At 68.0% G+C, this 26,718-nt stretch carries 27 protein-coding genes and 1 tRNA gene; 8 read left to right on the plus strand and 20 right to left on the minus strand.

The window, feature by feature from the left end; genetic code table 11:
- Positions 1–65: 65 nt before the first annotated feature.
- From mnhG to AC5RUP_RS00155, 6 genes are read right to left on the minus strand one after another with little or no spacing between them, the layout of a single operon-like run.
- Positions 66–608 (minus strand): monovalent cation/H(+) antiporter subunit G, encoded by a 543-nt coding sequence (mnhG, locus tag AC5RUP_RS00130; protein ID WP_494158179.1) that lies wholly within the window; start codon positions 606–608, stop codon positions 66–68.
- On the minus strand, positions 598–882 hold the full coding sequence (locus tag AC5RUP_RS00135; RefSeq protein WP_494012895.1) for an MrpF/PhaF family protein: 285 nt from the start codon (positions 880–882) through the stop codon (positions 598–600). The genes mnhG and AC5RUP_RS00135 overlap by 11 nt, the downstream gene beginning before the upstream one ends.
- Positions 879–1,439 carry a Na+/H+ antiporter subunit E gene (locus tag AC5RUP_RS00140; protein WP_494154764.1) on the minus strand — a complete coding sequence of 187 codons (561 nt, stop codon included), beginning with the start codon at positions 1,437–1,439 and terminating at the stop codon, positions 879–881. The genes AC5RUP_RS00135 and AC5RUP_RS00140 overlap by 4 nt, the downstream gene beginning before the upstream one ends.
- Positions 1,436–3,058, minus strand: a complete 1,623-nt coding sequence (locus AC5RUP_RS00145; RefSeq protein ID WP_494154763.1) for a Na+/H+ antiporter subunit D — start codon at positions 3,056–3,058, stop codon at positions 1,436–1,438. The genes AC5RUP_RS00140 and AC5RUP_RS00145 overlap by 4 nt, the downstream gene beginning before the upstream one ends.
- Entirely contained in the window at positions 3,055–3,528 is a 474-nt protein-coding gene (locus AC5RUP_RS00150) for a Na(+)/H(+) antiporter subunit C (protein ID WP_493989594.1), read from the minus strand. Before AC5RUP_RS00150 ends, AC5RUP_RS00145 begins: the two co-directional genes overlap by 4 nt.
- A complete protein-coding gene (locus tag AC5RUP_RS00155; RefSeq protein ID WP_494158180.1) occupies positions 3,525–6,527 on the minus strand; it encodes a Na+/H+ antiporter subunit A in 3,003 nt (1,000 codons plus the stop codon). Before AC5RUP_RS00155 ends, AC5RUP_RS00150 begins: the two co-directional genes overlap by 4 nt.
- 218 nt (positions 6,528–6,745) lie before the next feature.
- On the opposite strand from AC5RUP_RS00155, the gene AC5RUP_RS00160 reads away from it, so the two are divergent.
- The gene (locus AC5RUP_RS00160) at positions 6,746–8,122 is read left to right on the plus strand and encodes an MFS transporter (protein ID WP_494153885.1); all 1,377 of its coding nucleotides are present in this window, start codon (positions 6,746–6,748) and stop codon (positions 8,120–8,122) included.
- A 15-nt stretch (positions 8,123–8,137) separates the two neighbouring features.
- On the opposite strand, the gene dcd is transcribed toward AC5RUP_RS00160, so the two are convergent.
- The 4 genes from dcd to AC5RUP_RS00180 form a co-directional block, all read right to left on the minus strand.
- Positions 8,138–8,719, minus strand: a complete 582-nt coding sequence (dcd, locus tag AC5RUP_RS00165; protein ID WP_494000714.1) for a dCTP deaminase — start codon at positions 8,717–8,719, stop codon at positions 8,138–8,140.
- A 202-nt stretch (positions 8,720–8,921) separates the two neighbouring features.
- On the minus strand, positions 8,922–9,779 hold the full coding sequence (locus AC5RUP_RS00170) for a tryptophan 2,3-dioxygenase (RefSeq protein WP_494064946.1): 858 nt from the start codon (positions 9,777–9,779) through the stop codon (positions 8,922–8,924).
- Positions 9,780–9,872: 93 nt separating this feature from the next.
- Entirely contained in the window at positions 9,873–10,490 is a 618-nt protein-coding gene (locus AC5RUP_RS00175; RefSeq protein WP_494064947.1) for a DinB family protein, read from the minus strand.
- Positions 10,491–10,541: 51 nt separating this feature from the next.
- Positions 10,542–11,357 (minus strand): DUF1684 domain-containing protein, encoded by an 816-nt coding sequence (locus tag AC5RUP_RS00180; protein WP_494153886.1) that lies wholly within the window; start codon positions 11,355–11,357, stop codon positions 10,542–10,544.
- Positions 11,358–11,579: 222 nt separating this feature from the next.
- Here AC5RUP_RS00180 and AC5RUP_RS00185 point away from each other — a divergent pair, with 222 nt between their 5' ends.
- The 5 genes from AC5RUP_RS00185 to AC5RUP_RS00205 all read left to right on the plus strand — a co-directional run bounded on the left by AC5RUP_RS00185 (position 11,580) and on the right by AC5RUP_RS00205 (position 16,156).
- Positions 11,580–12,899 (plus strand): extracellular solute-binding protein, encoded by a 1,320-nt coding sequence (locus tag AC5RUP_RS00185; RefSeq protein WP_494153887.1) that lies wholly within the window; start codon positions 11,580–11,582, stop codon positions 12,897–12,899.
- Between the two features lie 14 nt (positions 12,900–12,913).
- Entirely contained in the window at positions 12,914–13,873 is a 960-nt protein-coding gene (locus AC5RUP_RS00190) for a carbohydrate ABC transporter permease (protein ID WP_494065503.1), read from the plus strand.
- Positions 13,873–14,715 carry a carbohydrate ABC transporter permease gene (locus AC5RUP_RS00195; RefSeq protein ID WP_494012903.1) on the plus strand — a complete coding sequence of 281 codons (843 nt, stop codon included), beginning with the start codon at positions 13,873–13,875 and terminating at the stop codon, positions 14,713–14,715. The genes AC5RUP_RS00190 and AC5RUP_RS00195 overlap by 1 nt, the downstream gene beginning before the upstream one ends.
- Positions 14,716–14,739: 24 nt before the next feature.
- A complete protein-coding gene (locus AC5RUP_RS00200; protein ID WP_494153888.1) occupies positions 14,740–16,008 on the plus strand; it encodes an ABC transporter ATP-binding protein in 1,269 nt (422 codons plus the stop codon).
- Positions 16,009–16,082: 74 nt separating this feature from the next.
- Positions 16,083–16,156, plus strand: a tRNA-Gly gene (locus AC5RUP_RS00205).
- Between the two features lie 72 nt (positions 16,157–16,228).
- On the opposite strand, the gene AC5RUP_RS00210 is transcribed toward AC5RUP_RS00205, so the two are convergent.
- Positions 16,229–17,104 (minus strand): hypothetical protein, encoded by an 876-nt coding sequence (locus tag AC5RUP_RS00210; RefSeq protein WP_494158181.1) that lies wholly within the window; start codon positions 17,102–17,104, stop codon positions 16,229–16,231.
- Between the two features lie 138 nt (positions 17,105–17,242).
- Here AC5RUP_RS00210 and panD point away from each other — a divergent pair, with 138 nt between their 5' ends.
- Complete coding sequence (gene panD / locus AC5RUP_RS00215) at positions 17,243–17,656, plus strand: aspartate 1-decarboxylase (protein WP_494064952.1); 414 nt, start codon at positions 17,243–17,245, stop codon at positions 17,654–17,656.
- Between the two features lie 16 nt (positions 17,657–17,672).
- Here panD and AC5RUP_RS00220 read toward each other — a convergent pair whose 3' ends face one another.
- Complete coding sequence (locus AC5RUP_RS00220; protein ID WP_494154465.1) at positions 17,673–18,152, minus strand: nucleoside deaminase; 480 nt, start codon at positions 18,150–18,152, stop codon at positions 17,673–17,675.
- 109 nt (positions 18,153–18,261) lie between these two features.
- On the opposite strand from AC5RUP_RS00220, the gene AC5RUP_RS00225 reads away from it, so the two are divergent.
- Positions 18,262–19,248, plus strand: a complete 987-nt coding sequence (locus tag AC5RUP_RS00225) for a hypothetical protein (RefSeq protein ID WP_494064954.1) — start codon at positions 18,262–18,264, stop codon at positions 19,246–19,248.
- An 80-nt stretch (positions 19,249–19,328) separates the two neighbouring features.
- Here AC5RUP_RS00225 and AC5RUP_RS00230 read toward each other — a convergent pair whose 3' ends face one another.
- The 8 genes from AC5RUP_RS00230 to rpmB form a co-directional block, all read right to left on the minus strand.
- Entirely contained in the window at positions 19,329–21,368 is a 2,040-nt protein-coding gene (locus AC5RUP_RS00230) for an NHL domain-containing thioredoxin family protein (RefSeq protein WP_494154464.1), read from the minus strand.
- Positions 21,365–23,566 carry a bifunctional copper resistance protein CopD/cytochrome c oxidase assembly protein gene (locus tag AC5RUP_RS00235; RefSeq protein WP_494149925.1) on the minus strand — a complete coding sequence of 734 codons (2,202 nt, stop codon included), beginning with the start codon at positions 23,564–23,566 and terminating at the stop codon, positions 21,365–21,367. Before AC5RUP_RS00235 ends, AC5RUP_RS00230 begins: the two co-directional genes overlap by 4 nt.
- The gene (locus AC5RUP_RS00240) at positions 23,559–24,221 is read right to left on the minus strand and encodes a copper resistance CopC family protein (protein ID WP_494158182.1); all 663 of its coding nucleotides are present in this window, start codon (positions 24,219–24,221) and stop codon (positions 23,559–23,561) included. The genes AC5RUP_RS00235 and AC5RUP_RS00240 overlap by 8 nt, the downstream gene beginning before the upstream one ends.
- A gap of 48 nt (positions 24,222–24,269) precedes the next feature.
- A complete protein-coding gene (locus tag AC5RUP_RS00245; RefSeq protein WP_494158183.1) occupies positions 24,270–24,881 on the minus strand; it encodes a hypothetical protein in 612 nt (203 codons plus the stop codon).
- Between the two features lie 145 nt (positions 24,882–25,026).
- On the minus strand, positions 25,027–25,311 hold the full coding sequence (locus AC5RUP_RS00250; RefSeq protein WP_136785733.1) for an HU family DNA-binding protein: 285 nt from the start codon (positions 25,309–25,311) through the stop codon (positions 25,027–25,029).
- 349 nt (positions 25,312–25,660) lie between these two features.
- Positions 25,661–25,966, minus strand: a complete 306-nt coding sequence (gene rpsN / locus AC5RUP_RS00255; RefSeq protein ID WP_127512988.1) for a 30S ribosomal protein S14 — start codon at positions 25,964–25,966, stop codon at positions 25,661–25,663.
- A 2-nt stretch (positions 25,967–25,968) separates the two neighbouring features.
- Positions 25,969–26,136 carry a 50S ribosomal protein L33 gene (gene rpmG / locus AC5RUP_RS00260; RefSeq protein ID WP_127512989.1) on the minus strand — a complete coding sequence of 56 codons (168 nt, stop codon included), beginning with the start codon at positions 26,134–26,136 and terminating at the stop codon, positions 25,969–25,971.
- Entirely contained in the window at positions 26,136–26,372 is a 237-nt protein-coding gene (gene rpmB, locus AC5RUP_RS00265; RefSeq protein WP_136785732.1) for a 50S ribosomal protein L28, read from the minus strand. Before rpmB ends, rpmG begins: the two co-directional genes overlap by 1 nt.
- Between the last annotated feature and the right edge of the window lie 346 nt (positions 26,373–26,718).

The following is a 26,718-nucleotide window of genomic DNA, read 5'->3' on the forward strand; positions in this document are numbered from 1 at the left end:
CCCCCATCGCGTTTTGGTCCCGGCCGCCGGCGCCCGCCCGCGGCCCGGTCCCCTTGGCCGGCAGGTTACGGAGCGTCCGCGGGCCCGGCGTCGTCCTGGTCGGTCCGCCCCGGAGCGGCCGCCGCCCCCGCGGTTCGCCGTTCCCCCGGCTTCCCGGCGTCCTGGCCGCCGGTGACAGCACGGCTGCCGGCGGCAGCACGGCCGCCTGTGTCGGCACCGGCCGGCGTGGCGTCATCGGATGACGCCGCGGAATCTTCCTCCGCCGCCGCCTCCACCACCGCGTCGAGGTCGTCCACGCTGAGGATTTCCTTGCGCAGGTGTTTGGTGCGGTAGCCGGCCCGGCCCACCATGTGGGCCGAAACCGGCACGGTCAGCAACTGGAACAGCCAGGCTATGAGGAGTATGGGCACCGCCGCCCAGCTGCGCAGCTGCAATCCCAGTCCCGTCAGCAGCAGCAGCAGGCCGAAGACCTGCGGCTTCGTGGCGGCGTGCATCCGCGAGAGCAGGTCGGGAAACCGCAGCAGGCCGATGGCCGCGGCCAGGGACATCCCCGCGCCGGCGATCAGGCAGACGGCGGTCGCGATGTCGAGGATCAAGTCAGTGTTCACGAGGCCGCCCGTCCGTCACGAAACGAGCCACGGCGACCGAGCCGATGAAGCCGACAACGCTGATGACGACAACCAGCGTCAGGTTGTTCATGTGGCCGCCGGCGGCCATGTCCACGATGAGTCCGGCGCAGACGATCGCCAGCAGCACGTCTATGGCCAGCAGCCGGTCCAGCAGCGACGGCCCGCGGGCCAGCCGGATCAGCGACAGTACAGCGGCCACGGCCAGCACTGCGCTCACGACGATTTGCGCAACCGGAATGACGTCCCCGTTCACACTGCACCTCCTCTGCCGGTACCTTCGGCCTTGACCATCGCCAGTTCTTCCTTCGTGCCCATCGTCCGGATCAGGCCGGCCTCGATCCGCCGCACTTGGGCGCGAAAACCCTCGGCGGCCTCCTCGGTGTCAACGTCGAGCACGTGCAGGTAAAGCGTGGACGTCGAGCGGTCCACGTCCACCACAAAGCTGCCGGGGATCAGCGAAATGGCATGCCCGGTGGCAGTCACCAGCAGGTCCGAGTGGCTTCGCAGCCGGACCGCCACCACCGCGTTGCGCAGGGTCGGGCCGCGGGTCAGTGCCAGCCACAGGACTTCGACGCTTGCGACCGCGACCTGCCACACAAACGTGGCGGCGAAGATTGCCGCGGCCAGCGGATTGAAGCGCCCGCTGAGTTCGACCGGCGGCAGGTAGAACAGGTTCACGATGAGCAGCGCGATCAGCAGGCCGAAGATCAGGTTACCCGGGCTGAAGTCCTGCCACAGGGAGCCCCAGAGGATGACCAGCCAGGCCAGCAGCGGCAGCTCGACCCAGATGGAGATGCGCGGTTTCCTCATCGGCTCCCCTCCTGCAGGGCGCCCTCGCCCAGGACGGCCTCGACGTACGGGGTGCGCTGCAGCATCTCGCGCGCCGCCTGGTCGCTGAGTTCGAACAGGGGCCCGGCGAACACCGTGAGGGCAACGCCCATCGCCACCAGCCCGACCGTCGGCCAGACCATGGGCAGCGGCAGCAGTTGAACGATGCCCCGCCCGGTGAACCGACCGTGCGGAGCGTTCTCCACGTGGCGGGTGGTCCGCAGCGCGGACCCGTCGGGCTTGGTAGCCACCAGGACCGGGTCCGGGTGCTCGGCGTCTTCGGGGCGGCGCCAGAACACGCGGTTCCAGACCCGTGCCATGGCCAGCAGGGTCAGCAGCGACGTGACCATGCTGCCCGCCACGAGCACCCAGGCGACCGGCGTGCCCAGTTCCACGCCGCCCTGCACCAGGCCGATCTTGCCCAGGAAGCCGGAGAAGGGCGGGATGCCGGCCAGGTTCATGGCCGGGACGAAGAACAGGATGGCCAGCAGCGGCGACAGCTTGGCCATGCCGCCCAGCCGGTCCATGTTCGTGGTTCCGCCGCGGCGTTCGATCAGGCCGGCCACCAGGAACAGGCTGGTCTGCACCGTAATGTGGTGCGCCACGTAGTAGACCGCCGCGCCGAGCCCCACCACCGAGGACATGGCCAGGCCAAACACCATGTAGCCGATGTGGCTGACCAGCGTAAACGAGAGCATTCGCTTGATGTCGATCTGGGCCACGGCCCCGAGGATGCCCACCACCATGGTCAGCACCGCCACGATCATCAGGAACGTGTTCAGCCGGTCGCCGGGGAACAGCAGGGTCTCGGTGCGGATCATGGCATAGACGCCCACCTTGGTGAGCAGGCCGGCGAACACCGCGGTGACCGGCGCCGGCGCCGTCGGATAGGAGTCGGGGAGCCAGAAGGACAGCGGGAATACTGCCGCCTTGATGCCGAAGGCCACCAACAGCATCAAGTGCAGCGTCATCTGGGTCGCCGGATCCAACTGGCCGAGCTTGATCGCCAGGTCCGCCATGTTGATGGTCCCGGTGGCCGCGTAGATCATCGCGATGGAGACCAGGAACAGCACCGAGGAAATGACGCTGACGACGACGTACGTCACCCCGGCGCGGATCCGCGGGCTGGTGCCGCCCAGCGTCATCAGCACGTAGCTGGCCGTGAGGAGCATTTCGAAGCCGACATACAGGTTGAACAGGTCGCCGGTCAGGAACGCGTTGGAAACCCCTGCCACCAGGATCAGGTAGGTCGGGTGGAAGATCGAGACCGGGCCTTCTTCGTCGCCGTCCGTCATGCCCTGGCCGGAGGCATAGAGCAGCACCGCCAGGCTGACGGCCGAGGAGACCACCAGCATCAGGGCGGACAGTTCATCCACCACCAGGGTGATGCCAAAGGGGGGAAGCCAGCCGCCCAGGTTCACCGCCTGCGCGCCGTTGGCCCACGCCGAGGCCAGCATCACGGCTTCCAGTGCCAGCGTCAGCGTGAGCGTGATGGCACCGGTCCGGCGCTGCGCGTTGGGGTGGCGGATCAGCACGAACGCCAGGGCAGCACCCAGCAGCGGCATGACTACTGCCAGCGGCGCGAGGGTGGCGGCGTTCACTGCTTTCTCTCCATCCGTGACCTGGTGGTGGCTGGCGTTTCCTCGGCCTCGTCGGGCGGGACGAACTCGGTGGTCTCGGCCGGGATTTCCGCGTCGTCCTCGGCGTCGAAGGTGGGCTGGTTGGCCACCCGGCGGTCCTCGATGTCGTCCTGGACCTCGTCCTGCCGTCCCAGGACCCAGGAGCGGTAAATGATGGCCAGCATGAACGCGGTGACGGCGAAGGAAATCACGATGGAGGTGAGGATCAGCGCCTGCGGCAACGGGTCACTGTAGGCGTCGGCGGGGATGTCGCTGCCGAAGATGGGGGCGAGGCCGGCAGGTCCGCCGGTGCTGAGCAGCAGCAGGTTGGCGCCGTTGGTGATGAGCATGAGGCCGAGCATGACCCGGGTCAGGCTGCGTTCGAGGATCAGGTAGACGCCCACGGCGAACAGTACGCCCATCACCAGCAGCAGCGTCAGGTTCACGGTCACCGGGACACCTCCTCCTCGATCGTTGCGGGTACTTGCAGTTCGGCGGACTTGCGGCGGCCGTGGGTCCGTTCCTCGGTGCGTTCGTCGATTTCGGCGCCGAAGCTGCGCAGCACGTCCAGCACCAGGCCCACCACCACCAGATAAACCCCGATGTCGAAGATCGTCGACGTGACGAACTTGTGGTCGCCGAAGACCGGGAGGCTGAATTCAAGGATCGCGCTCTGGAAGACCTGGCCGCCCAGGAAGAGCGGGACGACGGCGGTCAGCGCCGCGGCGCCAAGCCCCAGGCCGAGCAGCAGGCCGGCGCTGATGGGCGTGGCTTCGGCCAGTTCGATCCGTCCGCCGGCCAGATAGCGGACGGTCAGCGCGATGCCGGCCAGCAGGCCGCCGGCGAATCCGCCGCCGGGGAGGTTGTGGCCGGTCAACAGCAGGTAGACGGAGAAGATCATCACCGAGTGGAAGAGCAGTCGGGTGATCACCTCGAAGATGATGGAGCGGCGTTCCGGCGCCAGGGTGCGGCCAGCCACCAGCCAGGCGTCGCGCGGGACGACGGCGAACTTGCGGGCCGTCGCCAGGGCCGCCGCCTCGCGGTCCGAGTGCGCCACCGTCTCGTAGCCGCGGCCCACCGATCCGCTGGCGACGGCGTCCACGGGCTCCGGACGCTTCTCCCCGCGGCTGCGGATGAAGATCAGGCTGGCCACGCCGGTAGCTGCCAGGGCCAGCACGGAGATCTCGCCGAACGTGTCCCAGGCCCGGATGTCCACCAGGATGACGTTGACGATGTTCTCGCCGCCGCCGCCCTCATAGGCCAACTGCGGCAGGGCCAGGGAGACCGGATCTGCCGTGCGTGAGGCCATCGCCGTCATCGCGATCACGATCATAGTGAGGCCGAAAGCTGCTCCGATGATGGCGCGCAGCAGTTTGAAACGCCCGGGTGTGCGCAGCCACAGCCGCGCCGGCAGGGAACGAAGGGCCAGCACGATGGCCACCAGGGAGACTGTTTCCACCAGCAGCTGGGTCAGCGCCAGATCCGGCGCCCCCTGCATGGCGAAGATGAAGGCCAGCCCATAACCGGCCACCGAAACCATCAGCACCGCCATGAAGCGCTTGTTCGCGCGGATGGCGCCCAGCGCGCCTGCCGCCACGATGAGCCCCGCGATGGCCTGGGCCGGGGTATCGAACCACACCACGCTCTCGGGCAGCGGGGCGTCCATCAGGACGATGGCGCTCAGCGGAGTCACGATCGCCACGATCAGGATCACGCACAGGTAGAAGACCAGCGAGCCCCGCTGGGTCCGGCCGGTGACCCAGATGGCCACCTCGTCCAGCACGCCGATGATGCCGCGGTAGATTCGGTCCGCGTCCGGGATGAAGCTGATCCTGGCCTGGAAGGCCGCTATCGGAGTACGCAGCAGGAACAGGGCGACACCGGCCGCGATGGTGACGACGGTCAGGCCGAGAGCCGGCGTCAAGCCGTGCCACAGCGCCAGGTGCGTGGCCGCGGTGTCCAGCGTGAAGAGTCCCGCGTAGGGGGCGACGGCGGCCTCGACCGGGGCGGGCCAGAGCCCGAACACCACCGTGGCCACGGCGAGCACGGCGGGAGCCGCCAAAAAGGCCCACGGAATGGGCTTGAACTCGATGGCTGCGCGGTTGGGTTTGGCCGCGAACCCGCCCCAGACGAAGCGGGCACTGTAGGCGAAGGTCAGGATGGATCCGGCCACCACGCCGGCCAGGAGCAGGCCTCCCGCCCAGCCGGAGACTTCAGCCCGGTGGATGAAGGCTTCGTAGACCGACTCTTTGGCGACGAAGCCCAGCAGCGGCGGCAGGCCCGCCATCGACGCGGCACCGATGACGGCGACCGCGAACAGTTTCGGGGCGCTGCGGTACAGGTGCGACAGTTCGCGGATGTCACGCGTTCCGGCCTGGTGGTCGATGATGCCCACCACCAGGAACAACGTCGCCTTGAAGAAACCGTGGGCCAGCAGCAGGCCCATTCCGGCCAGCGCGGCTTCCTGCGAACCGAGCCCGACCACCAGGGTCAAGAAGCCCAGTTGGCTGACCGTCCCGTAGGCGAGGATCAGCTTCAGGTCGTTCTGCCGCATGGCCTGCCAGCCGCCCACCAGCATGGTCAGCAGCCCGAGCCCCAGCACGACGCCGTGCCAGTAGTCGGTGCTGGAGAATCCGGGCGACAGCCGCGCCACCAGGTAGATGCCCGCCTTCACCATGGCGGCGGCATGGAGGTAGGCGCTGACCGGGGTCGGCGCCGCCATGGCCGCCGGGAGCCAGAAGTGGAGGGGCACCAGCGCGGACTTGCTGATCGCGCCGATGAGTACCAGCAGGATGGCGATGTCGATGATCTGGCCGTGCGCCATCAGCGTTCCGGCTGCCGCGAGGATCTCGGAGATCCGGTAGGTGCCGGCGGTTTGGCCGATGATCAGCAGGCCAACCAGCATGGTCAGCCCGCCGAGGGTGGTAACCATCAGGGCCTGCAAGGCGGACCGGCGCGCCGAGAGGCGGTGCCTGGCGTACCCGATCAGCAGGTAGGACAGGACGGTGGTGAGTTCCCAGAAAATGTAGAGCAGGATCAGGTCGTCGGCGGTGACCAGGCCGAACATGGCGCCGCTGAAGGCCAGCAGCTGCGCGCCGAAAGGACCGATGTCCGGGTCGTCCGCCTTGAAGTAGCGGGCGCAGTAGAACAGCACCAGGGCGCCGACGCCCAGGATCAGGATGCACAGCACCGCCGCGAGGGTGTCCATCCGAAAGGCCAGTTCCAGCTGCAGGCCCGGGACCCACGCGAAGACCTCCGACGGCGGGGCGTTGGGAGCGCCGTCCAGCGCTGCCTGGCTCGACCCGGTGTAGTTGTCGAACGTGGCGATCAGCCAGACGAATCCGGCGGCGGGAACCGCGGCGAGGATGTAGAACGTTGAACGGCCGAGTTTCCGGAAAATTAAGGGCGCTATAAAGGCCACCGCAAAAAGCAGGGTGAGCACAATCAGCACGAGGATACTCCGGAACTTCCTTCGGGTTTGCCAAGGATTAGACGGACAGGGCCAAGGTCCATTCTACCCATGGCATAGACGGCGCGGCGCCCGCGGAGGGCCGCGGACAGCCGCCGGGAGGGCCGCGGCGGGCGGGCGATCCCGCTGTTCGCCAAAGATTCACGCGGCTCCCGGCGCTGCTCAAAGTTCGCAGCAGGCGAAACGGATAGCATCGCGGTATGACTGAGTCGGCCGGCATTCCGGCAACCCACACGGCGGGCGGCGCGGCCGCGGAGCGGTTGAATAAAAAACACGTCCTGGCCTGGGCCTCCTGGGACTGGGGCTCCGCCGCCTTCAACGCGGTCATGACGACCTTCGTGTTCACCGTCTATCTGACCAGCGACGCCTTCGGCGGCGAGGCCTTCGCGTCCGAAATCCTCGGCTACGGGCTGGCCATCGCCGGGCTGGCCATCGCACTGCTGGCCCCGGTCACCGGGCAACGCTCCGACACCGGGGGCCGCCGCAGGCTGTGGCTCGGGCTCAACAGCGTCGCCGTCGCGGTACTGACCGGCCTGTGCTTCTTCGTCTTCCCCTCCCCCGGCTTCCTTTTCCTGGGCGTGGGACTCATTGCGCTGGCCAACATCTTCTTCGAGTTCGCGAACGTGAATTACTACGCGATGCTCACCCAGATCTCCACGCCGTCGACCATCGGCAAGGTCAGCGGCTTCGGCTGGGCCATGGGTTACGTCGGCGGGGTCGTGGCGCTGGCCCTGGTGCTGGTCGGGTTTGTCCTGCCCGAAACCGGCTGGTTCGGTGCGACGGCGGAGAACGGGCTGAACATCCGCCTGGTGGCGGTGTTCTGCGCCGTGTGGTTCATGGCCTTCGCGCTGCCGGTACTGTTCGCCGTCCCGGAGATCCCGCGCCAGCCTGCCGCCGCGTCGCTGGGCTTTTTTGCGTCCTACGGGCTGCTCTTCCGCCGCATCAAGGCAATCTTCACCTCCAGCCCGCACACGATTTTCTTCCTGATCGCCAGCGCCATCTTCCGCGACGGGCTCGCGGCGGTGTTTACCTTCGGCGGGGTGATCGCGGCCGGCACCTTCGGCTTCTCGCTCAGCCAGGTGATCGTCTTCGCCATCGCGGGAAACGTTGTCGCCGCCATCGGCGCCGTCGCGGGCGGGATCCTGGACGACCGCATCGGCCCGAAGAACGTCATCGTGGGGGCGCTGGTCGGGCTGATCGTCGCCGCAGTCGCCATTTTCGCGCTGGGCCCGGGCAACCACGTGTTCCTGGGCAACGCCTGGACCGGCGACACCACGTTCTGGGTCTTCGGCCTGCTGCTGTGCCTGTTCGTGGGGCCGGCCCAGTCGTCGTCGCGGGCCTACCTGGCCCGGCTAGCGCCGCGCGGCGAGGAGGGCGAATTCTTCGGCCTCTACGCCACCACCGGGCGCGCCGTCAGCTTCCTGGCCCCGTCCCTGTTTGCGCTGTCCATCACCGTCTTCGGCGAACAGCGCCACGGCATCCTGGGGATCCTCGTCGTGCTGGTCGCCGGCCTGCTGGCGCTGCTGCCGGTCAAGACACCGGCACGGATCCAGCGCGCCAGCACGCCCCGCGCCTGAGCCGTCCGGCCGGCGTCAGCGTTCGATAACGGTGCGGTGGAAGTTCTGGTAGCTGCGCGAGGCCGTGGGGCCGCGCTGGCCCTGGTAGCGGTTGCCGTATACGCCGGAACCATAGGGATGCTCGGCCGGCGAGGACAACCGGAAGAAGCACAGCTGGCCGATCTTGGAGCCCGGCCAGAGCATGATCGGCAGCGTGGCCATGTTGGAGAGTTCCAGCGTCACGTGTCCGGAGAAACCGGGATCGATGAATCCTGCGGTCGAGTGGGTCAGCAGGCCCAGCCGGCCCAGCGAGGATTTGCCCTCCAGCCGGGCCGCTATGTCATGGGGCAGCGTCACGGTCTCGTAGGTGGAGCCGAGCACGAATTCGCCGGGATGCAGGACGAACGGTTCCTCGGGGTCCACTTCCACCAGCCGGGTCAGCTCCGGCTGCTCCAGCTCCGGGTCGATGTGGGCGTACTTGTGGTTGTCGAACAGCCGGAAGAACCGGTCAAGCCGCACGTCGACGCTTGAGGGCTGGATCATGTCCGGCTGGAACGGATCCAGGACGATGCGTTGGGAGTCCAGTTCGGCACGTATATCGCGGTCGGAGATCAGCACCCTTCAAAAATACACGGGACCGGCGCTCTCCCCTGACGCATGACGCGGCCGCCGCCCGGGCTTTTGCACCGGGCCCCTGTTCGGAACGGTGTCAGCGGTGCGACGATTGAACCAGGCGGGCCGCAGCACCCTCGGTGGCGGCCACCGGGCCGCTGTCGGCGGGGGAACGAACGGCCTCCGCCGGCAGCTTCGAAGCCGGTGGTCAGGCTTTGCCGATTTCCGTGCGCACCGCGTACAGCTCCGGGAAGAAGGTGAGCTCCAGCGCCCGGCGAAGGAAGCCGGCGCCGGAGGATCCGCCGGTGCCATGCTTCATCCCGATGGTCCGCTCCACCGTCTTCAGGTGCCGGAAGCGCCAGAGCTGGAAGTTGTCTTCCAGGTCCACCAGTTCTTCGCAGGCCTCATAGACGTCCCAGTTCGCGCGGGCATTCTCGTAGACGGCCTTGAACGTCCCTACCAGTTCCTGGTTGAACTCGTGGGCCTCGGTCACATCACGGTCCAGCAGCTCCGCCGGAACCGGGTAGCCGTGCCGGTGCAGGTAGGCCAGGAATTCGTCGTACACGCTGCTCTGTTCCAACAGCTCGCCCAGCATGGCCTGGGCGGCCGGATCGTCGGCGAAGACGGCCAGCATGCCCTTGTTCTTGTTGCCCAGCAGGAACTCCACGGCACGGTACTGGTAGGACTGGAAGCCCGACGCCGCACCCAAATCGCCGCGGAATTCGGCGTATTCGGAAGGCGTCAGCGTGGCCAGCACCGACCATTGCTCGGTCAGCGAGCGCTGGATGTGCTTAATCCGGGCGATGCCTTTCATGGCGAACCGCAAGTCGTCGTCGCGCAGCTTCTGCCGGACGGTGCGCAGCTCGTGCAGCACCAGCTTCAACCACAGCTCGGACGTCTGGTGCTGAATGATGAACAGCATCTCGTCGTGGTGCTCCGGGCTGCTGACCGGGTGCTGGGCAGAGAGCAACTGGCCCAGGGACAGGTAGGAGCCATAGCTCATCTTGTCCGAGAAATCGGTCTCGATCTCGTCCTCGAGACGTCGGGTGTTCTTGTCTACGGTCATGGCGGCTTCCGTCGGTCCTCCTGCCTCGTTGCAGGCCTGCTACCAGCCTACGACCCCGGCGCCGCGAATGCCCCGCCGCCGCGCTGGGGCCCCTCAGCCGCGGACCGAGGAGTCCCACCGCCACGTCCGGCCGCGGGTTTCGGGCGTCCTGCCGCTGGCGTGGAGCAAATCCTGCCAGGGATCGTCGGTGCGCCGCGCCGCCGGGAAGATGCGGTTCAGCACCCGCCTGATGACGGCGTCGTCGGGCCGGTAGCCGACCCCGTGGACGGCCAGTATGTCGAATCCGTGCAACACGGCTTCGGCGATGCCCATCGCCGCGAAACCGGAGGCGTCCGAGGTCCCGGCCGGATGGTAACCGCGGTGGGTGTGGGGGGCCGCGGCCGTCACCGCGTAGAGCAGTCCCGCGGCGGCATCGAAACAACTGGCGATGCCGGCCGTTCCCGTGGCAGGGTCGGGCCAGAACAGGATCTGCGGCCCGCCCGGGCGCCAGGGCGGCGGGTCCAGCAGCGCCACGTAGCCGTCCTGCGGCGGGTTCCGCCCCGACAGCTGCAGGGCGTAGAACGCGAAGTCGTCCATGATGTGGGCCACCGTCTCGCGGCAGCTCCACTCCAGCTCCAGCGCGGGCTTGTCCCAGGCATCGTCAGGGAGCTCCGCCAAGCGGCCGGCCAGGTCGTCGGTGATGGTGCGGAAATCCTCCGCCGTTGGTTCCATCCGCCGATCCTGCCGCAGAGAAGCCGCAAGCGCCACCTTTCCGGGAGATGCTCAGCCCATGCGGCGCTCCCCGGCCTCCACCGGCGCCGCAATGATGTTGCCTTCCACCGGCATCGGGCAGGTGCCGAACTCGGTGAAGGCGCTGGGAAAGTTGGTGGCCCGGTTGAAATCGATCAGCACCGTGCCGTCGGGGCCGGGACGGCGGGTCACTACGGAACGCCAGCCGGCGGTGCTGTCTCCGTTGGTTTCGTCGTGGAAGTTCAGCGACAAGGCGCCCAGTTTCTCTTGCTCCGCCACCAGGGTATGGACGGTTCCGCCCAATTCGAAGCTGACCGTGCCGACGGCGGTGGCGATGCCTCCCACGTCCGGGTTCGACGTGGCTATCTGCAGCGTGAGGAGCTCCGGATACGCCTCGAACCGGCCGGCCACCACCAGGTCCGGGTTGTAATCGAAAACCGGGACCCCGTCGAAGTCCTGCCGGTTGGGCGAGTCGTTGTCCCGGGTCCGGATGGCGTACCGGTCGCCGCGGACGGCCAATTCGACGGCGATGCTGCCGCGGCGCACCCAGAGCAGCGACTCCTCGTTCCCCAGGGACGCCGTCAAGGTACCGACGGCCGGCTCCCCGCTGTCTGCCAGGTACAGGCCGTCCTCGGCGCCCGCCGTCAACGAGGCGTGGCCGCCGCCGGATGCCGGCCCGGTGGCGCTCCACAGGCCGGTGATCTTTTCCAGCCGCGCGGGCTCGGCCGGCAGCCACTGCAGCGAGGTGAGCGTTAGCCAGCCGTGCTCCGCTGCCAGCGCCTGGTTCCGGTTGTCCCTGAACCGGAGCCAGCTTTCCCGCCGGCGGGTCTCGTCGCGTGGAGTGGTCATGCTCGCCTTCCCTCAATCAATTGCCGGGCACTTGCCCGGCAGTACGGGGCACAACGTGCCGCCCGGCGTGCGGTATTCCCCGGCCCGCAGTCCCCCGACCTCCCCCGAACCATGGCGCATTCGCCTGCAGGAGAATACGCTCTATTTCACAAGGCTGCGTGGCACAAAGCGCAACGGAAGCCGGGCGGCCAGTGCGTCTACCAGAATGGGAGGCTCATGCCGATGCCCAAGGACGAAAACCGGCGGCGCCGCCGGCGCGCGACAGCCCGCTTGGGGGCGGCGGTGACGCTGGCGCTGGGAGCCACGCTGCTGGCGGGCTGCAGCCCCGAGGATGGAACCCCCACCCTAACCTGGTACATCAACCCCGACGACGGCGGGCAGGCGACGATCGCCGAGCTGTGCACCGATCAGGCGGACGGCGAGTACCGGATCGAGACGTCGCTGCTGCCCAATGACGCGGCCTCCCAGCGGGAGCAGCTTGCCCGGCGCCTTGCCGCCGGCGATTCGTCGTTGGACATCATGAGCCTGGACCCGCCGTTCATCCCCGAACTGGCCGAGCCCGGGTTCCTGGCGCCGGTCCCGGACGATGTTGCGGAGCGCACCACGCAGAACGTGGTGGAAGGCGCGCTCGCGGGGGCCACGTGGAAAGACGAACTGGTCACCGTCCCGTTCTGGGCCAACACCCAACTGCTGTGGTACCGGAAGTCGGTGGCCGAAGCCGCTGGCCTGGACATGACGCAGCCGGTCACCTGGCAGCAGCTGATGGATGCCGCGGCAGAGCAGGAGAAGTTCCTGGGCGTCCAGGGCCAGCGCGGCGAGTCCATGACCGTGTGGCTGAACGCGTTGGTCGAATCGGCAGGCGGGCAGATCCTGGAGAACCCCGAGGCGGACGCCGACCAGATAGAGCTGGGGTTGGCCGGGGAGCCCGGGACGGCTGCGGCGGAGGTCATCTCCACCATCGGCCGGCAGGGGCTGGGCGGCCCCGGGCTGCCGACCCAGGACGAGAACAACTCAATGATCCTGTTCCAGGGCGACGAGGGCTCGTTCATGGTCAACTGGCCGTTCGTCTGGCCGGCCACGAACACCGCCGCGGAAGACGGCACGGTGGACCCCTCGCTGATCGAAGACATCGGCTGGACGCTCTACCCGCAGATGAACGACACCGACCCCGCCGCTCCGCCGCTGGGCGGCATCAATCTGGGCGTCGGCGCCGCGAGCGAGCATCCCGACCTGGCCTACGCGGCCATCGAGTGCATCGTCACCCCCGAGAACCAGGCCGAGTACTTCATCACCAACGGCAACCCGCCTTCGAATACGGAGGCCTACGAGGATCCGCGGATCGAGGAGTCCTTCCCGATGGCGGACACCATCCGCGAATCACTGGAACTGTCCGCGCCGCGGCCGCAGACCGTCTTCTACAACGAAGTTTCCACCAGCCTGCAGCAGAATTTCGCCCCGCCGTCGCAAGTGGATCCGGCCACGACGCCGCAGGAAACCTCAGACTTCATCGTCTCCGTTCTACGGGGGGAGAACCTGCTGTGAGCACCTCGACCGAAATCCCCACCCAGCCCGCCAGCGGGACCGGACGGGCCGGGCGGCGGCGCGCGGTCCAGCAGTACAGCGACCGTGCCAAGGCCGAGCGGCGGCTGGGCTGGCTGCTGGCCGGTCCCGCCTTCGTCATCATGCTGGCCGTCACCGCCTACCCGATCCTGCAGGCCGTGTTCGACTCGCTCTTCAGCTACCGCCTCACCGCGCCCGACGAGCGCGAGTTCATCGGGCTGGGCAACTACGGCGTGATCCTCACGGACATGGTCTGGTGGCGGGACCTGGGCGTCACGCTGCTGATCACCGTGGTGACCGTCGTCGTCGAACTCGTCCTGGGCTTCGCGCTGGCCTTGGTCATGCACAAGGCGCTGAAGGCGGTGCGAGGCTGGCTGCGCACCGCGATCCTGGTTCCGTACGGCATCATCACCGTGGTGTCTGCGTTCGCCTGGTTCTACATGTTCGATATCAACTCCGGCTTCGTGAACTCATGGTTCGACTGGGTGCCCGGGATTGATCCCGACCTGAACTGGTTCGCCAACACCGGAACATCGCTGAGCGTGATCATGGCCAGCGAGATCTGGAAGACCACGCCGTTCATCTCGTTGCTGCTGCTAGCCGGCCTGGCCCAGGTCCCCGACGAACTCACCGAGGCGGCGGAGGTCGACGGCGCCACCTGGTGGCAGCGGATGCGGCGGGTGATCCTGCCGAACATGAAGGCGGCGATCATGGTGGCCGTCCTGTTCCGAGCGCTGGATGCGTTCCGCATCTTCGACAACGTGTTCATCATGACCAACGGCGCGTTCGGCACCGAGGTGCTGTCGCTGCTGGCCTACCGGACCTCGATCGGGCGGCTGGAAATCGGGCTGGGTTCGGCGGTGTCCGTGCTGCTCTTCGTCTGCGTACTGCTGATCTGTTTCATCGCCGTCAAGCTGTTCAAAGTGGACCTCGCCGGCCAGAGAGGAGGCAAGTGATGAGAGCGTCGCGGACCAAGGAGCGGGTCATCTGGACCATCATCTCCGTGCTGGTGCTTATTTATGCGCTGTTCCCGGTAGCGTCCATCCTGGCCACCTCGTTTAAGCTGCCCAGCGAACTTACCTCCGGACAGTTCCTGCCCAACACCTGGACGGGTTCGAACTACGAGCAGATCCTGGTCGGCTCGGCGCAGGAGCTGTTCCTGAGCTCGCTGCGGAACTCGATCGGCATCGCGCTGATCGCGACCTTCATCGCCGTCGTGCTGGCCACCCTGTGCGCGTACGCCATCGCGCGGCTGGATTTTCCCGGCAAGAAGGTCATCCTGACCACCGCGCTGGCGGTGTCCATCTTCCCGGTGATCTCGATCGTCACGCCGCTGTTCAACATCTGGCGGAACGTCGGCCTCTATGACACCTGGCCCGGGCTGATCATCCCCTACCTCTCGCTGACCCTGCCGATCTCCATCTGGACCCTGGCCGCGTTCTTCCGCCAGATCCCGTGGGAACTGGAACAGGCCGCGCAGGTTGACGGGGCCACCACCTGGCAGGCGTTCCGCAAGGCCATCGTGCCGCTGGCTGCACCCGGTGTCTTTACGACGGCGATCATCGCCTTCTTCATCGCGTGGAACGACTTCGTCTACGGCATTTCGCTGACGTCCACCGAAGCGGCGCGGCCGGTTCCCGCGGCGCTGGCGTTTTTCACCGGCGCCTCCCAGTTCGAATCCCCCGTCGGTGCTATCTCCGCGGCGGCCATCATCGTCACCATTCCCATCGTGCTGCTGGTCCTGCTGTTCCAGCGCCAAATCGTCTCCGGCCTGACCCAAGGCGCCGTCAAGGGCTGAGCCCGCGGCAGGAAAGGAAATCCCATGGCATCGATCACGCTGCAGAACCTCGTCAAGGAGTACGGCGACGGTTTCGCCGCCGTCAACGACGTCAGCATCGACATCGCCGACGGCGAGTTCATTATCCTGGTGGGACCGTCCGGCTGCGGCAAGTCGACCCTCCTGCGCATGATCGTGGGGCTGGAGGACATCACCTCCGGCGACCTGTTGATCGACGGCGAGCGCGTCAACGAGAAGGCCCCCAGGGACCGGAACCTGGCCATGGTGTTCCAGAATTATGCCCTCTACCCGCACCTGACCGTGTTCGAGAACATCGCGTTCCCGCTGCGCCTGGCCAAGGGTAAGTTCACCGAGGACGATATCCGGAGGCGCGTCACCGACGCCGCGAAGACCCTGGAACTGACCGACCACCTGGAGCGCAAGCCGGGAAACCTGTCCGGCGGCCAGCGGCAGCGCGTGGCCATGGGCCGGGCGATCGTGCGCCAGGCCGATGCCTTCCTGTTCGACGAGCCGCTGTCCAACCTGGACGCGAAGCTGCGCGGCCAGATGCGCTCCGAGATCTCGCAGATGCAACGGAGGCTGGGAGTCACCAGCGTCTACGTCACGCACGACCAGACCGAGGCAATGACCCTGGGCGACCGGGTGGCGGTGCTGAAAAAGGGCTTGCTGCAGCAGATCGCTTCCCCGCGGGAACTCTACGAGCAGCCCGTCAACCTGTTCGTGGCGGGCTTCATCGGATCGCCGTCCATGAATTTCCTCCCGGCCACCTTGGAGGGCAACGTCCTGAAGACGCCGATCGGCGACATCCCCGTGTCCGGTGACAGGGCCAGGGCGGCCGAAGGCAGGAAGGTGGTGCTCGCGGGTTTGCGGCCCGAGTTCTTTGAGGACGCCTCCCTGGTGGAAGAACACAAGAAGGACCGGGGATCCACGTTCATGGCCGAACTGACCCACACCGAGTGGCTGGGCAACGAGCAGTACGGCTACATCAACTTCGACCCGGACCCCGCCGTGCGGGAACTGCTGAATTCGCTGGCCAGCGAGATGGACGCCGAGGAACTGCGGCCGCAGATCGTGGTCACGCTGGATGCCGCCAGCCGGATTCGCGGCGGGCGCTCCGCCGAACTGTGGCTGGACACCCGGAAGATGCACCTGTTCGACCCCGAGACCGGTGAAAACCTGACCCGTGATGCCTCGGCCGGCGCGGCGCTGACGGAGGAAGCCAACCGTGCCCGGGCAGAGGAAATCGCCGAAGCCCGCGAACGGGAAGCCTCCAAGGCCGGCCAGCCGGCCTGAATTCCGGCCAGCCGCAGAACTGGGGTAAACTCGGTTTCGTTGTTGACCGGATCCGCCTGCACGGCGGATCCTGTGCGGGCGTAGCTCAATGGTAGAGCGCTAGCTTCCCAAGCTCGATACGCGGGTTCGATTCCCGTCGCCCGCTCCACCCGCACTGCGCACCCCGGCCCCTCGGACCGGGGTGCCTTTGTTTGTCCCGTCCCTGCGGGAAGCGGCCGCCCTACTCGTCGTCGTCCGGCACGAAGCCGGCACGGTCGATGGCCCGGTGGTAGTGCATGCCCGCGGCACCGCCCAGAAGCGCCCCGGCGAGACTCGCCAGCAGCACCACGGCCAGCGCCACCAGGGCCGGCACCGCCAACTGCCCGATGGGGCGGTCGATAACCGGCGCCGGTCCCGTCAGCAGGCCGAGCCCGCCGGCGGACAGCCCGACCACGCCCGCGATGACCGCCATGACCAGGCCCCAAAGCCAGACCGCGAAGCCCTGCCGGACGCCGTCGAACCGCGCCATCCGTCCGGCCACGTAGCCGCCCGCAAAATAGGCGATCAGGATGCCGGCCGCCAGTGCCGCCCCCGCGATCATGGCGTCCGGCCCGTTGCCGGCGGAGATGTTGTCCAGCCGCCCGCGCACGTCCGCCTCGTTGGCGAGGCCGAAAACCGCGGCGGCACCCGCGGCGGCCGCGCTGAGCAACACGAGCATCGCCGTGGCGGCCAGCCAACCGAAAAACGCCGACCCCAGCCTCAGCCCGCCGTAGGCATTGTGCTGCCGCTGGTACAGCAAGTCCTCGTCGAGGGCCGGTTCGGGGCGGTAGGCGCTGGTGTCCCGGTAGCTCCGCTCGGCGTACATCCCGTCATCCGGGCTCCCGCCGGCGGCGTCGGGGTCCATGCCGTCCGCCGTGGGCCGGCGGCCGAACTCGGCCGTTTCCGGAGGGTCGTTGCGTGTGAGGTCCCGGCCCGCCATCGGCATCGCCTCGGTCGGCGGAGGGTCGGCCTGCGCGGGCTCGGTCCCGCCGTCCCGCGGTGCGCGGGCGGCTGCCGGAACATCGTCGCCCGGCCGCACCCCGCCGTCCTGCCGGCTGCTGCCGATTTCCGAACTCATCACATGCCTCCTGCGTCGATCGCCCTCGCTGAAGCAGGTTGTTGCCCCCTGTGGGTACACCCTAGACCCGCCGCCTGCGGCGGGCCAGATCGGGAACCCTTTCGGGGGCGGCCGGGGCGGGGACTAAACTGGGAGGCGATGATGCGCAAAATGTTCAAGTCCAAGATCCACCGTGCCACGGTCACGCACGCGGATCTTCACTACGTCGGGTCCGTGACCGTGGACCTCGACCTGCTGGACGCCGCCGACATCCTTCCCGGCGAGCTGGTTTCCATCGTGGACATCACGAACGGCGCCCGGCTGGAGACGTACACCATCGCCGGCGAACGCGGCTCGGGCGTGCTGGGCATCAACGGTGCCGCCGCCCACCTGGTGCACGAAGGCGATCTCGTCATCCTGATTACCTATGCCGACATGACCGACGACGAGGCCAGGTCCTTCGTTCCGTCGGTGGTGCACGTGGACGCCGGCAACAGGATCGTCGACCTGGGCTCCGATCCGGCGGAGTCCGTGGACGACGGGCTGATGCGCCCGCCGTTCGCGGTCAAGTAACCATCCCCGACGGCGCTCAGCCCCGGTGGTACTGCCGGTGCAGCCCGCGGACCTCGTCCGCCAGTTCGCCGGACGGCCCGTCGACCACGGTGGCAGGCGCCACCTGCTGAATCGGCAGCGCGGCCACCGGCGCCGGCCCGACGCCCCACTCCGCCAACCACCGGCCCAGCTGTTCGGATGACACTGCGTAGACAATCCGTCCCAGGCCCACCCAGGCGTGCGCCGCCGAACACATCGGACAGTGCTCGCCCGAGGTGTAGACGGTCGCGGCCCTGCGTTCCCCGGGCGGCAGGTTCCTGGCGGCCCACCGGGCGATCTCGAACTCCGGGTGCCGGGTATGGTCCCCGTCCTTGACGCGGTTGCGGTCCTCGAACACGACGGTGCCGCCGGCATCGACCAGCACCGAACCGAACGGCTCGTCGCCGTCGTCCAACGCTTCACGCGCCAGTTCAACGCAGCGCCGCAGATGCATGAGGTCCTTCGTTGCCAGTTCCATGGGCCGATTATGGCAGAGCGGCCGGCCGCCGGCATGTAACGCAGCTGACACCGATCCGTGGAACCGCGCCAACAGGTAACGGGCGCCCCCAGCAGGTAACGTAGGGCGGGTGGGAAATTCGACAGTGCTCAGGACCGTGGCCACGTGGCTGCTGTGCCTGATGCTTGCCGTGGCCGCTGCCGCCGTGACGATCATGCTGGTCAATGCGTTCGTGTTCAGCCCGCAGCACCAGGTGAAGGCGTACTTCAAAGCGTTGGAAGACGGCGACGGCGGGGCGGCGCTCGGTCTGCTGCACGCCACCGTGCCGGATGCCAACGCCGCCATGCTCGACGGCGCCGCGCTCAAGGCCTCGGTGGAGGACATCGAAGACCTGGAAGTCGGCGATCCGGTGCCGGCGGGCGAGGACAAGGTGGACCTGCCCGTCCAGTACACGGTTGGCGGGGCGCCGCACACCTCGACGTTCACGTTGGAAAAGACCGGCACCACGTGGATCTTTTTCAACCAGTGGTCCTTCGTGCCCAGCACTCTTCCCACCATCAGCGTGGACGTGATCAACGAGAACGAGGCCTCGCTGAACGGAACCCGGGTGGCGCTGCCGGACGGCAAGAATTCCTTTGCGGTGTTCTATCCCGGCACCTTCGAGGCGCACTACGCGAGCGACTACTTCGCCGCCCCGGTCGTGGAATCCGTGCTGACCGGCCCGGAAAACGCGCAGGACGCCCGGCTCTCGCTGGCGACGGCTGCGACCCCCAAGCTGGTTCAGGACCTGGGCGCCCAGGTCAACGCCTTCCTCGACTCGTGCGCGGAGCAGCGCGTGCTGCAGCCCTCCGGCTGCCCGTTCAGCGCCGCGATGGACCGCGTCCAGGACAACACCATCAACTGGTCGATCGTGAAGTACCCGGACGTCAAGATAGAACCCTTCAAGGGCAGCTGGGTGCTGAGCCCGCTGACCGGCGTCGCGAAGCTGAACGTCGTGGAGATCGATTTGTTCACCGGCGCCTCCGTCGAGCGGGAGATCGAGCAGGAGTTCGGCTTCACCGGCCGGCTGTCCGTCATCGACGGCAACGTGACCCTGACCCCCGTCGTGGAGTACTGAGTCCGCTCCTGACCAGACGCCGGAGGCGGACAGGCTGTCCTGTCCGCCTCCGGCGTTGTCAGACCCTGCCGCGCGCCCGCCTAGTTCAGCCCGCGCAGGTCCAGGGTCATCTCGCCCGTTCCGGAGCCAATGACCACGGGGATGCCCCAGTCCTGCTGGTACAGGTGGCAGGCGGCATGGTCCGGGATCTCGCCGCCGGGTTCGCCGTCGCAGGCCGCCGCCCGTGCGGTGATGTGCAGGACGCCCTCGGCGACCTCGTCGGACAGCACCAGTTCGCGCACAAGCCCCACCGAGGTGCCGGCGCCGGAAACCAGCAGGTTCTCCGGCGAAGAAGAGATCTTCAGCTGGGTCGGGTCGCCCCAGCGGTCATCAAGCTTCTGGCCGGTGGGGGCCGCGAAGCGGACGGTCAGCGCCAGCGGCCCGGCCGAGACCTCGGTCTTGGGCCGCTGCGTCTGCGAGGCCCCCTCGTCCACCTTCAGGGCCTCCTGGGGGACGGGAAGCCGGACGAGCTGGTGCTTGTTCGCTTCCACCACCAGCAGCAGCGGCTCGCCTCCCCCGGCCACTGCAGAGGTGTCCAGCATGACGTCGGACGGCTCGGCCAGACCGCGCGCCAGGGTGGAGACGGTCCCGCTCACCGGGTCATACCGGCGTACCGCCCCGTTGTAGGTATCCGCCACGGCCACCGAGCCGTCCGGCAGGACGGCCACGCCCAACGGATGCTGCAGCCGCGCCTCGGCTGCCTCCCCGTCGCGGAATCCGAAGTCGAAGAGACCGGTGCCGACGGCGGTGGAGACGTGTGCCCGCTGCTCGCCCTTGACCTCCACGAAGGAGATCTTGCGAAGGGCCGACGTCTCCGAGTCCGCGACCCAAATGCCTCCCGCCGCGTCCTCGGCCAGGCCCGACGACTGGGCGAACCAGGCCGCGGTGGCCTCGCCGTCCTGCAGGCCTTCCAGCCCGGTACCGGCAAGGATGGCGACGGCGCCGGAGGCGGGGTCGAAGGTGAAGATCTGGTGCACGCCGGCCATGGCGATCACCACTGCCTCCAACCGGGTCGACCACAGGACGTCCCACGGCGAGCTGAGCGAGACGGCGAGCGGGTCGGCGGGAAGCTGCTCCCGGCCCGATGCGATGGCTTCCGCCAGTTCCTCCCCCAGCGCTTCCCCGGAAGCTGCTTCGTCCGCCACGGATCCGGGACCGGCTTCGGCGAGCCCCGGCGCGGTGCGCTGGGAGCCGGCATCGAGCAGCCGCTGCACCCCGCTGCCGGCGATCGTGGTCACCTCGCCGGTGGCCAGGGACAGGCCGCGGAGGCGGTGGTTCACGGAGTCGGCAACGACGACGTCGTAGCCCGCCTTCCCGCGGATTCCTTCCGGAAGCAGGGCCACGCCCTGGGGCTCGTTGAACTGAGCGGCCTCGGCCGGCCCGTCCTGCCAGCCCTTCACGCCCGAACCGTAGGTCTTGAGCACGGTCGACAGGTCCGCGGCCAGTTCCACCAGCCGGTGGTGGCCGGTGTCGCTGACCAGGAAGGACCCGCCGGCGGAACCGACGCCGTCCGGCAGCGGGATGGCCTTGCCCGGGAAGCGCAGGTCGCCGGCGGTGGTTTCCGCGGGCACATACGGCCCGTCGCCGCGGTGCAGCGTGCCGTTGGCTTCGTGTTCGGCCACCAGCTCTTCCACCAGCGACGCCAGGCCGCCAGAGTGGCCCTCTCCGGACAGGTGCGCCACGATGTAGCCCTCGGGGTCCACGACCACCAGCGTCGGCCACGCCCGGGCGGCGTAGGCCTGCCAGGTCTCCAGCTCCGGATCGTCGAGTACCGGGTGGTGGATTTCGTACCGCTCCACGGCCGCCGCCAGCGCCACGGGGTCGGCCTCGTGCTCGAACTTCGGGGAGTGCACGCCGACGGTGACCAGCACGTCCTTGTACTTTTCCTCCAACGGCCTCAGCTCGTCCAGCACGTGCAGGCAGTTGATGCAGCAGAAGGTCCAGAAGTCCAGCAGCACAATCTTGCCCCGCAGGTCTTCCAGCCCCAGCTGCTTGCCGCCGGTGTTCAGCCAGTTGCGCCCCACCAGGTCCGAGGCACGGACCCGGTAGTTGCTGCGGATGGTGTCGGCTGCCTCAGTCATCTGGTTTCTCCTTGTGTCCGGCCGGCGTCATCCGGTTCCGGAACGGGCGGCTGCCCGGTGGTGGTTGTCGGAAGTTCATGGTCGCCGGAGTCCGTGCCGGACCCGGCGGCAGGCCGTGCTGCCCCCGGCGGGACCAAGCGTGCATCCTGCCGGGCCATCTTGGCAAACATATCGTTATAAGCCGCCAGTTCGGCGTCGTTATTCCTATCGGCCGAACGATCTTTACGCTTTGTTTCCCGCGCGTCCGACCGCGACCAGGCAATGGCCACTCCGACGGCGATGCAGAGGGTGGGTATTTCCCCGATGCCCCACATGATGGCCCCGCCGAGCTGCTGGTCGTCCATGGCCGGCAGTCCCCACTCGCGTCCCATGCTGCCGAACCAGGAGGCCTGGATCAGGGCCGTGGAGCTGGTCAGGGCGACGCCGAAGAATGCGTGGAAGGCCATCGTCGCGAACAGCAGCAACAGCCGCAACGGATAGGGCGCCCGCCGCGGCAGCGGATCCTGGCCGATCATCGAGAGGATGAACAGGTAGCCGGTGAGCAGGAAGTGCAGGTTCATCAGCTCGTGCCCCACGTGCTCGCGCAAGGCGAAGCCGAACAGCGGCGAGTAGTAGAAGATGATGATCGAGCCGGCGAAGTTTGCTGCCGTGAAGAGCGGATGGGTGATGACCGCGGAATACTTCGAATGCACCAGCCAGAGGATCCATTCGCGCAGGCCCTTGCTGCCGTCGCGGCGCGGCGGCAGCGCCTTCAGCGCCAGCGTGACCGGCGAGCCCAGCACGAGGAACAGCGGCACCACCATGGTCAGGGCCATGTGGTCCAGCATGTGCGCGCTGAACAGCACCATCCCGTAGACTGCCGGCGCCCCGGACGTGACATAGGTAAGCGCCAGCAAGCCGACGATCCAGCTGATGGTCCGGGCCACCGGCCAGCCGTCTCCGCGCCGGCGCAGCCTGACGGCCGCGACCAGGTAGGCGATGCCGGTGACCAGGGCGAACGTCACCCACAGCCAGTCCCACCGCCAGACGGTCAGCCAGCTGCTCCCGACCAATTCCGGCGGCAACTCGTAACCGGTCAGGATGCGTGCCGGGGACGCGTCCGGCGGCAGTTCCTCGGGCGTGGGCGGCGCGGTGCGGGCCAACGCCGTGGCCACGCCGAACACCGCGGCCATGATGAGGAGTTCCACTGTGATCAGCTGCCACAGGACGCGCTTGCCGGACTTTGTTCCGAGTTCGGGGATGATCCACTGCCGGTGCATGAGGCCGATGGCCCCCAGCAGCAGCGTGGCGAGGGCTTTGATCACCACGAGTACCCCGTAGGGGCTGGAGAGCTGGTCCAGTGAGGTGATCCGAATGGACGCGTTGATGATGCCGGAGAAGAACACCAGGCCGAAGCTGATCAGCGCCAGCGATGAGTAGCGGCGCAGCACCTGCCCGGTGATGTCCTTGGTGCCCAGCGTCCCGGAGATGACCGCGAGCACGATGATTCCGCCCACCCAGAGGCAGGCACCCAGCAGGTGCAGTCCGATCGAGTTGACGGCCCCGTAGTGGTCGTCGCCGCCGGCCGAGTGCCCAATCAGGGCCATCGGCAGCAGCCCGCCGATGGTGGCCAGCGCCAGGGTGGCCCCCAGCCCCGGGAGGGAGCGGAGCCCGAAGATCAGCGTGGCCACGACGGCGGCCACCATGGTGATGGCGAGCCAGGCCTGGCCGGTCCCGATGTCCGTCATGAAGCCGATGAAGCCGGCGGTGTAGTTGGCGTCCCCGCTGACGGGCAGCCCGGCGACGTCGGAGAAACTGAAGACCAGCACGGCCATGGCAGCCAGCGTCCAGACGACGGCGGCGACCGCGGCCAGCCGCAGCGCGGCCGTGAAGGCGGGATGCTCGGGGCCCTGGTCGCCGTTGCCCGGCCTGCGGCCGGGACGCAGCTGCCGGGGAAGGATGCCGACGGCGAAGAGCAGCGCCGCGATGACGGCAGCCAAAGCGGTGTTGTTGGCGGCCTTGGCCACCGGCAGCGCCCATCGGGTCAAGGCGCCGGGGTCGGAGAGCTGGCGGGTAGCGGCCGCCCCGGAGTACAGTAGGGCTGCCGCCAGCGCCAGGACGAGGACGACAGCACCGGCCAGGAGCCATCCCCTGCCGATCCCGTCGGCGGTGATCGCAGCAGGACGCCGGTCAGCCGCAGGGGTCAGCCGTTCAGCCACGGCCGCCAGCGCCTCCGCCCCGCTTGCTCATCACGAAGGCTGCCAGTCCGGCCAGGATAGCCAGCGTGCCGGCGCCCAACGCGAGGAACAGTCCGGCGCCGCCGGCGCCGTCCTCTTCCCCGGCCGCCTCGGCGGTGTCGCCGGCTGCGGCTGCGGATGCCGGAGCCGAGGCCGAGGCGGTGCCGCCGGCCGCGAGGGAGAATTTTGTGGTTCCTTCGATCGGGTGGCCGTCGCTGGAGACAACCCGCCAGCCCAGCTGGTAGTCGCCGTCGGGCATCCCGTCCTGCAGGGGAATGGTGACCTCACGGCCGCCGAGCACCGGCGCTCCGGCGGCCCAGTCGGTGCCGGCGGTGTCCAGGACCTGGGTGGTGGTGCCGATATCCATCACATTCGCGCTGAATTCCAGCACGATGTTCTCGGGCTGGACGTCGAGGACGGCGCCGTTTTCCGGGGTGGATCCGATCAGCTCGTCGTGGGCCGCGGCCGGGCGTGCCAGCGTCAGCGCCGCCGACAGCCACAGCAGCATGGCGACCAAGGCGGCCGCGAGCAGCCGGCGCAGGCCCGCCTGCCGGGCAAGGCGTCGGGCGTCCTCGCGGCGCTGCCTGGCTGCCGAAGGCCCGGAGGCGGCAACGCGGACGGGTGCAGGGGTGTTCATCAGGGGGTTCATCACGTTCTTTCGTCGGGGGATGCGCGGGTGCGCCGGTCAGAAAGCGTGATGCAGGGGCGGCCCCCGGTGCCGCAGGGAAAGCAGCGGCGCCCCAAGCGCGGCGAGGGTTCGGACAGTCCGTGCCCCGGGGCTGGCCAGCCTGGCCCGCGGTACCGGATGCCAGCCGTACAGCCGGCGCGGGATTGCCAACAGCATGGTTCCGGCAAGGGCCGCGGCAGCTTGCTCGCCGCGGCGCAGCAGCAGGACCGTTGCAACGGCAGCGGCAAGGTGGGCTGCGAGCATCGCCGGATCCTCGGCCGCGGCCGGCGGGGCTGGTGCGGCCGCCACCCAGTCGCCGGGAGGCAGCGCCGGGCCGTGCCCGGCATGGGCTCCCGCGCCGGGGGTCATTCCCGCCGGGGCGCCGTGGCCCGCCCGGAAGAGCAGGTGGTAGATGGCCTGGCTGCCTCCCACCGCGGCCAGCAGGCGCGGCCAGGACAATGACTTGCCGGCCAGGCCCACGCAGACGAGCCCGGAGAGGGCAAGGGACAGGGACCAGACGGCCAGCGCGGGCGCGTGCCCTCCGCCGGCCAGATGCGACAGCGCAGCCGCGGAGGTGGCCACGGCAGCGCCGAGCCAGCCGCGCAGCAGCCGCGCTTCCCGCTGGACCATGCCGAGTCCTCCGTCCCGATGCTTCCGGGTGTGCCTATGGCGCACGCCCCGCCCGGCTATTTTACCGCCGGTAGAAGTTAAGGCGTTAAAGAGCAGGACCGTCACCGGTTGCCGGTGACGGTCCTGCGGAAGCCTGATGGGAAAACTACTTCTTGGCGACAGCAGCCTTCAGCTTGGAACCAGCGGTCAGCTTCACGCTGTGGCCGGCCGGAATCTGGATGGATTCGCCGGTCTGCGGGTTGCGGCCGGTGCGGGCCGCGCGGTCGGTGCGCTCGACGGCGAGCCAGCCCGGGATGGTGATCTTCTCGCCCTTGGCGACGGAGGTCGCGAAGATGTCGAACACGGCGTCCAGGACACCGTTCACTGCGGTCTGGCTGGTGCCGGCCTTCTCTGCAACAGCTGCAACAAGTTCACTGCGATTGATAGCCAATTTTTGTCCTCCTGGACTGCTTCGGTTTGGTCAGAGCCTCCGCAGGCTGCGGAAAAGCTACTGAGCGAAAACTTACCAGCTTGGCCGCCCGGATCCGGCAAAATCCGCGGAATCTGGCGGAATTTTTAGCGAAATACCCCGATTCTGGGCCGATTTCGCCCCGTGGGGTCCGCTTTTTGCGCCGAGAGCATATGATGGGCCGTTTCCGCGCGCCCCGGCTGCCCCCGGTTTCGTGTGGCACGGCCGTCGTTCTCCCCGCTGCCTGCCGGAGCCTCCCGGGCATGGCAAAGGCGGCGGCCCTGTTGGACCGCCGCCTTAATGCAGCTTCACCGGGAAGCCGGCCGGATTCCTACCAGCTGGACTTCTTGATGCCCGGCAGTTCGCCGTTGTGCGCCATGGTACGGAAACGCACGCGCGAGATTCCGAACTTCTGGAGCGTGCCGCGGGGGCGGCCGTCGATCTGGTCGCGGTTGCGGACGCGGACCGGGGACGCGTTGCGGGGCAGCTTCTGCAGGCCCAGGCGGGCCTCTTCGCGGGCCTCATCGGTCGCGTTGGCGTCGACCAGGGTCTTCTTCAGCTCGGCACGCTTCGCGGCGTAACGCTCGACTACGACCTTGCGCTGCTCGTTGCGAGCAATCTTGGACTTCTTGGCCATGTTTAGCGCTCCTCTCGGAATTCGACGTGCTTGCGGATGACCGGGTCGTACTTCTTCAGGACAATGCGGTCCGGGTCGTTACGACGGTTCTTCCGGGTCACGTAGGTGAAGCCGGTGCCGGCGGTGGACTTCAGCTTGATGATGGGACGTACGTCCTTGTCCTTAGCCACTAAAGCTTCACACCCTTCGCGAGGAGCTCGGCGACGACAGCGTCGATGCCGCGAACGTCAATGGTCTTGATGCCGCGGGCCGAAACCTGCAGCGTGACGTTGCGGCGCAGGGACGGAACCCAGTAGCGCTTCTTCTGAATGTTCGGATCGAACCGGCGCTTGTTGCGGCGGTGCGAGTGCGAAATGCTGTGGCCAAAGCCGGGCTCGGCTCCGGTCACCTGGCAGTGTGCTGCCATGATCTCTCCTCCAGTTGTAGTAAATATTGACGGACCTGACGCAGAAACGTAAGTAAAGCGCCTGCGAATCTGCGTGTAAGAGCGCCCGCCACCAGTTGTGACACCGTTATTACTGCGACTTTCCGGAGGTGAACCTGGCGGGGTGAGATCCAGCCGAAGTGCCTCGCCGCGGGGAAGACGGTGAAGTCAGGTGCAATAAGCCGCTTGCCTCCCGGGGGAGGCACGGCCTATCCGCGACCCTCAATTCTAGGTAAACACGGACGCCACGCAACGTCGCCATCCCCCCGCCTGGGCAAGGGGGTGCCAAGTTGCGTGACTTAACGCCTTTCCATCTTAGGGGCAGCGG

The organism is Arthrobacter sp. Y3223151 (assembly GCF_059091125.1).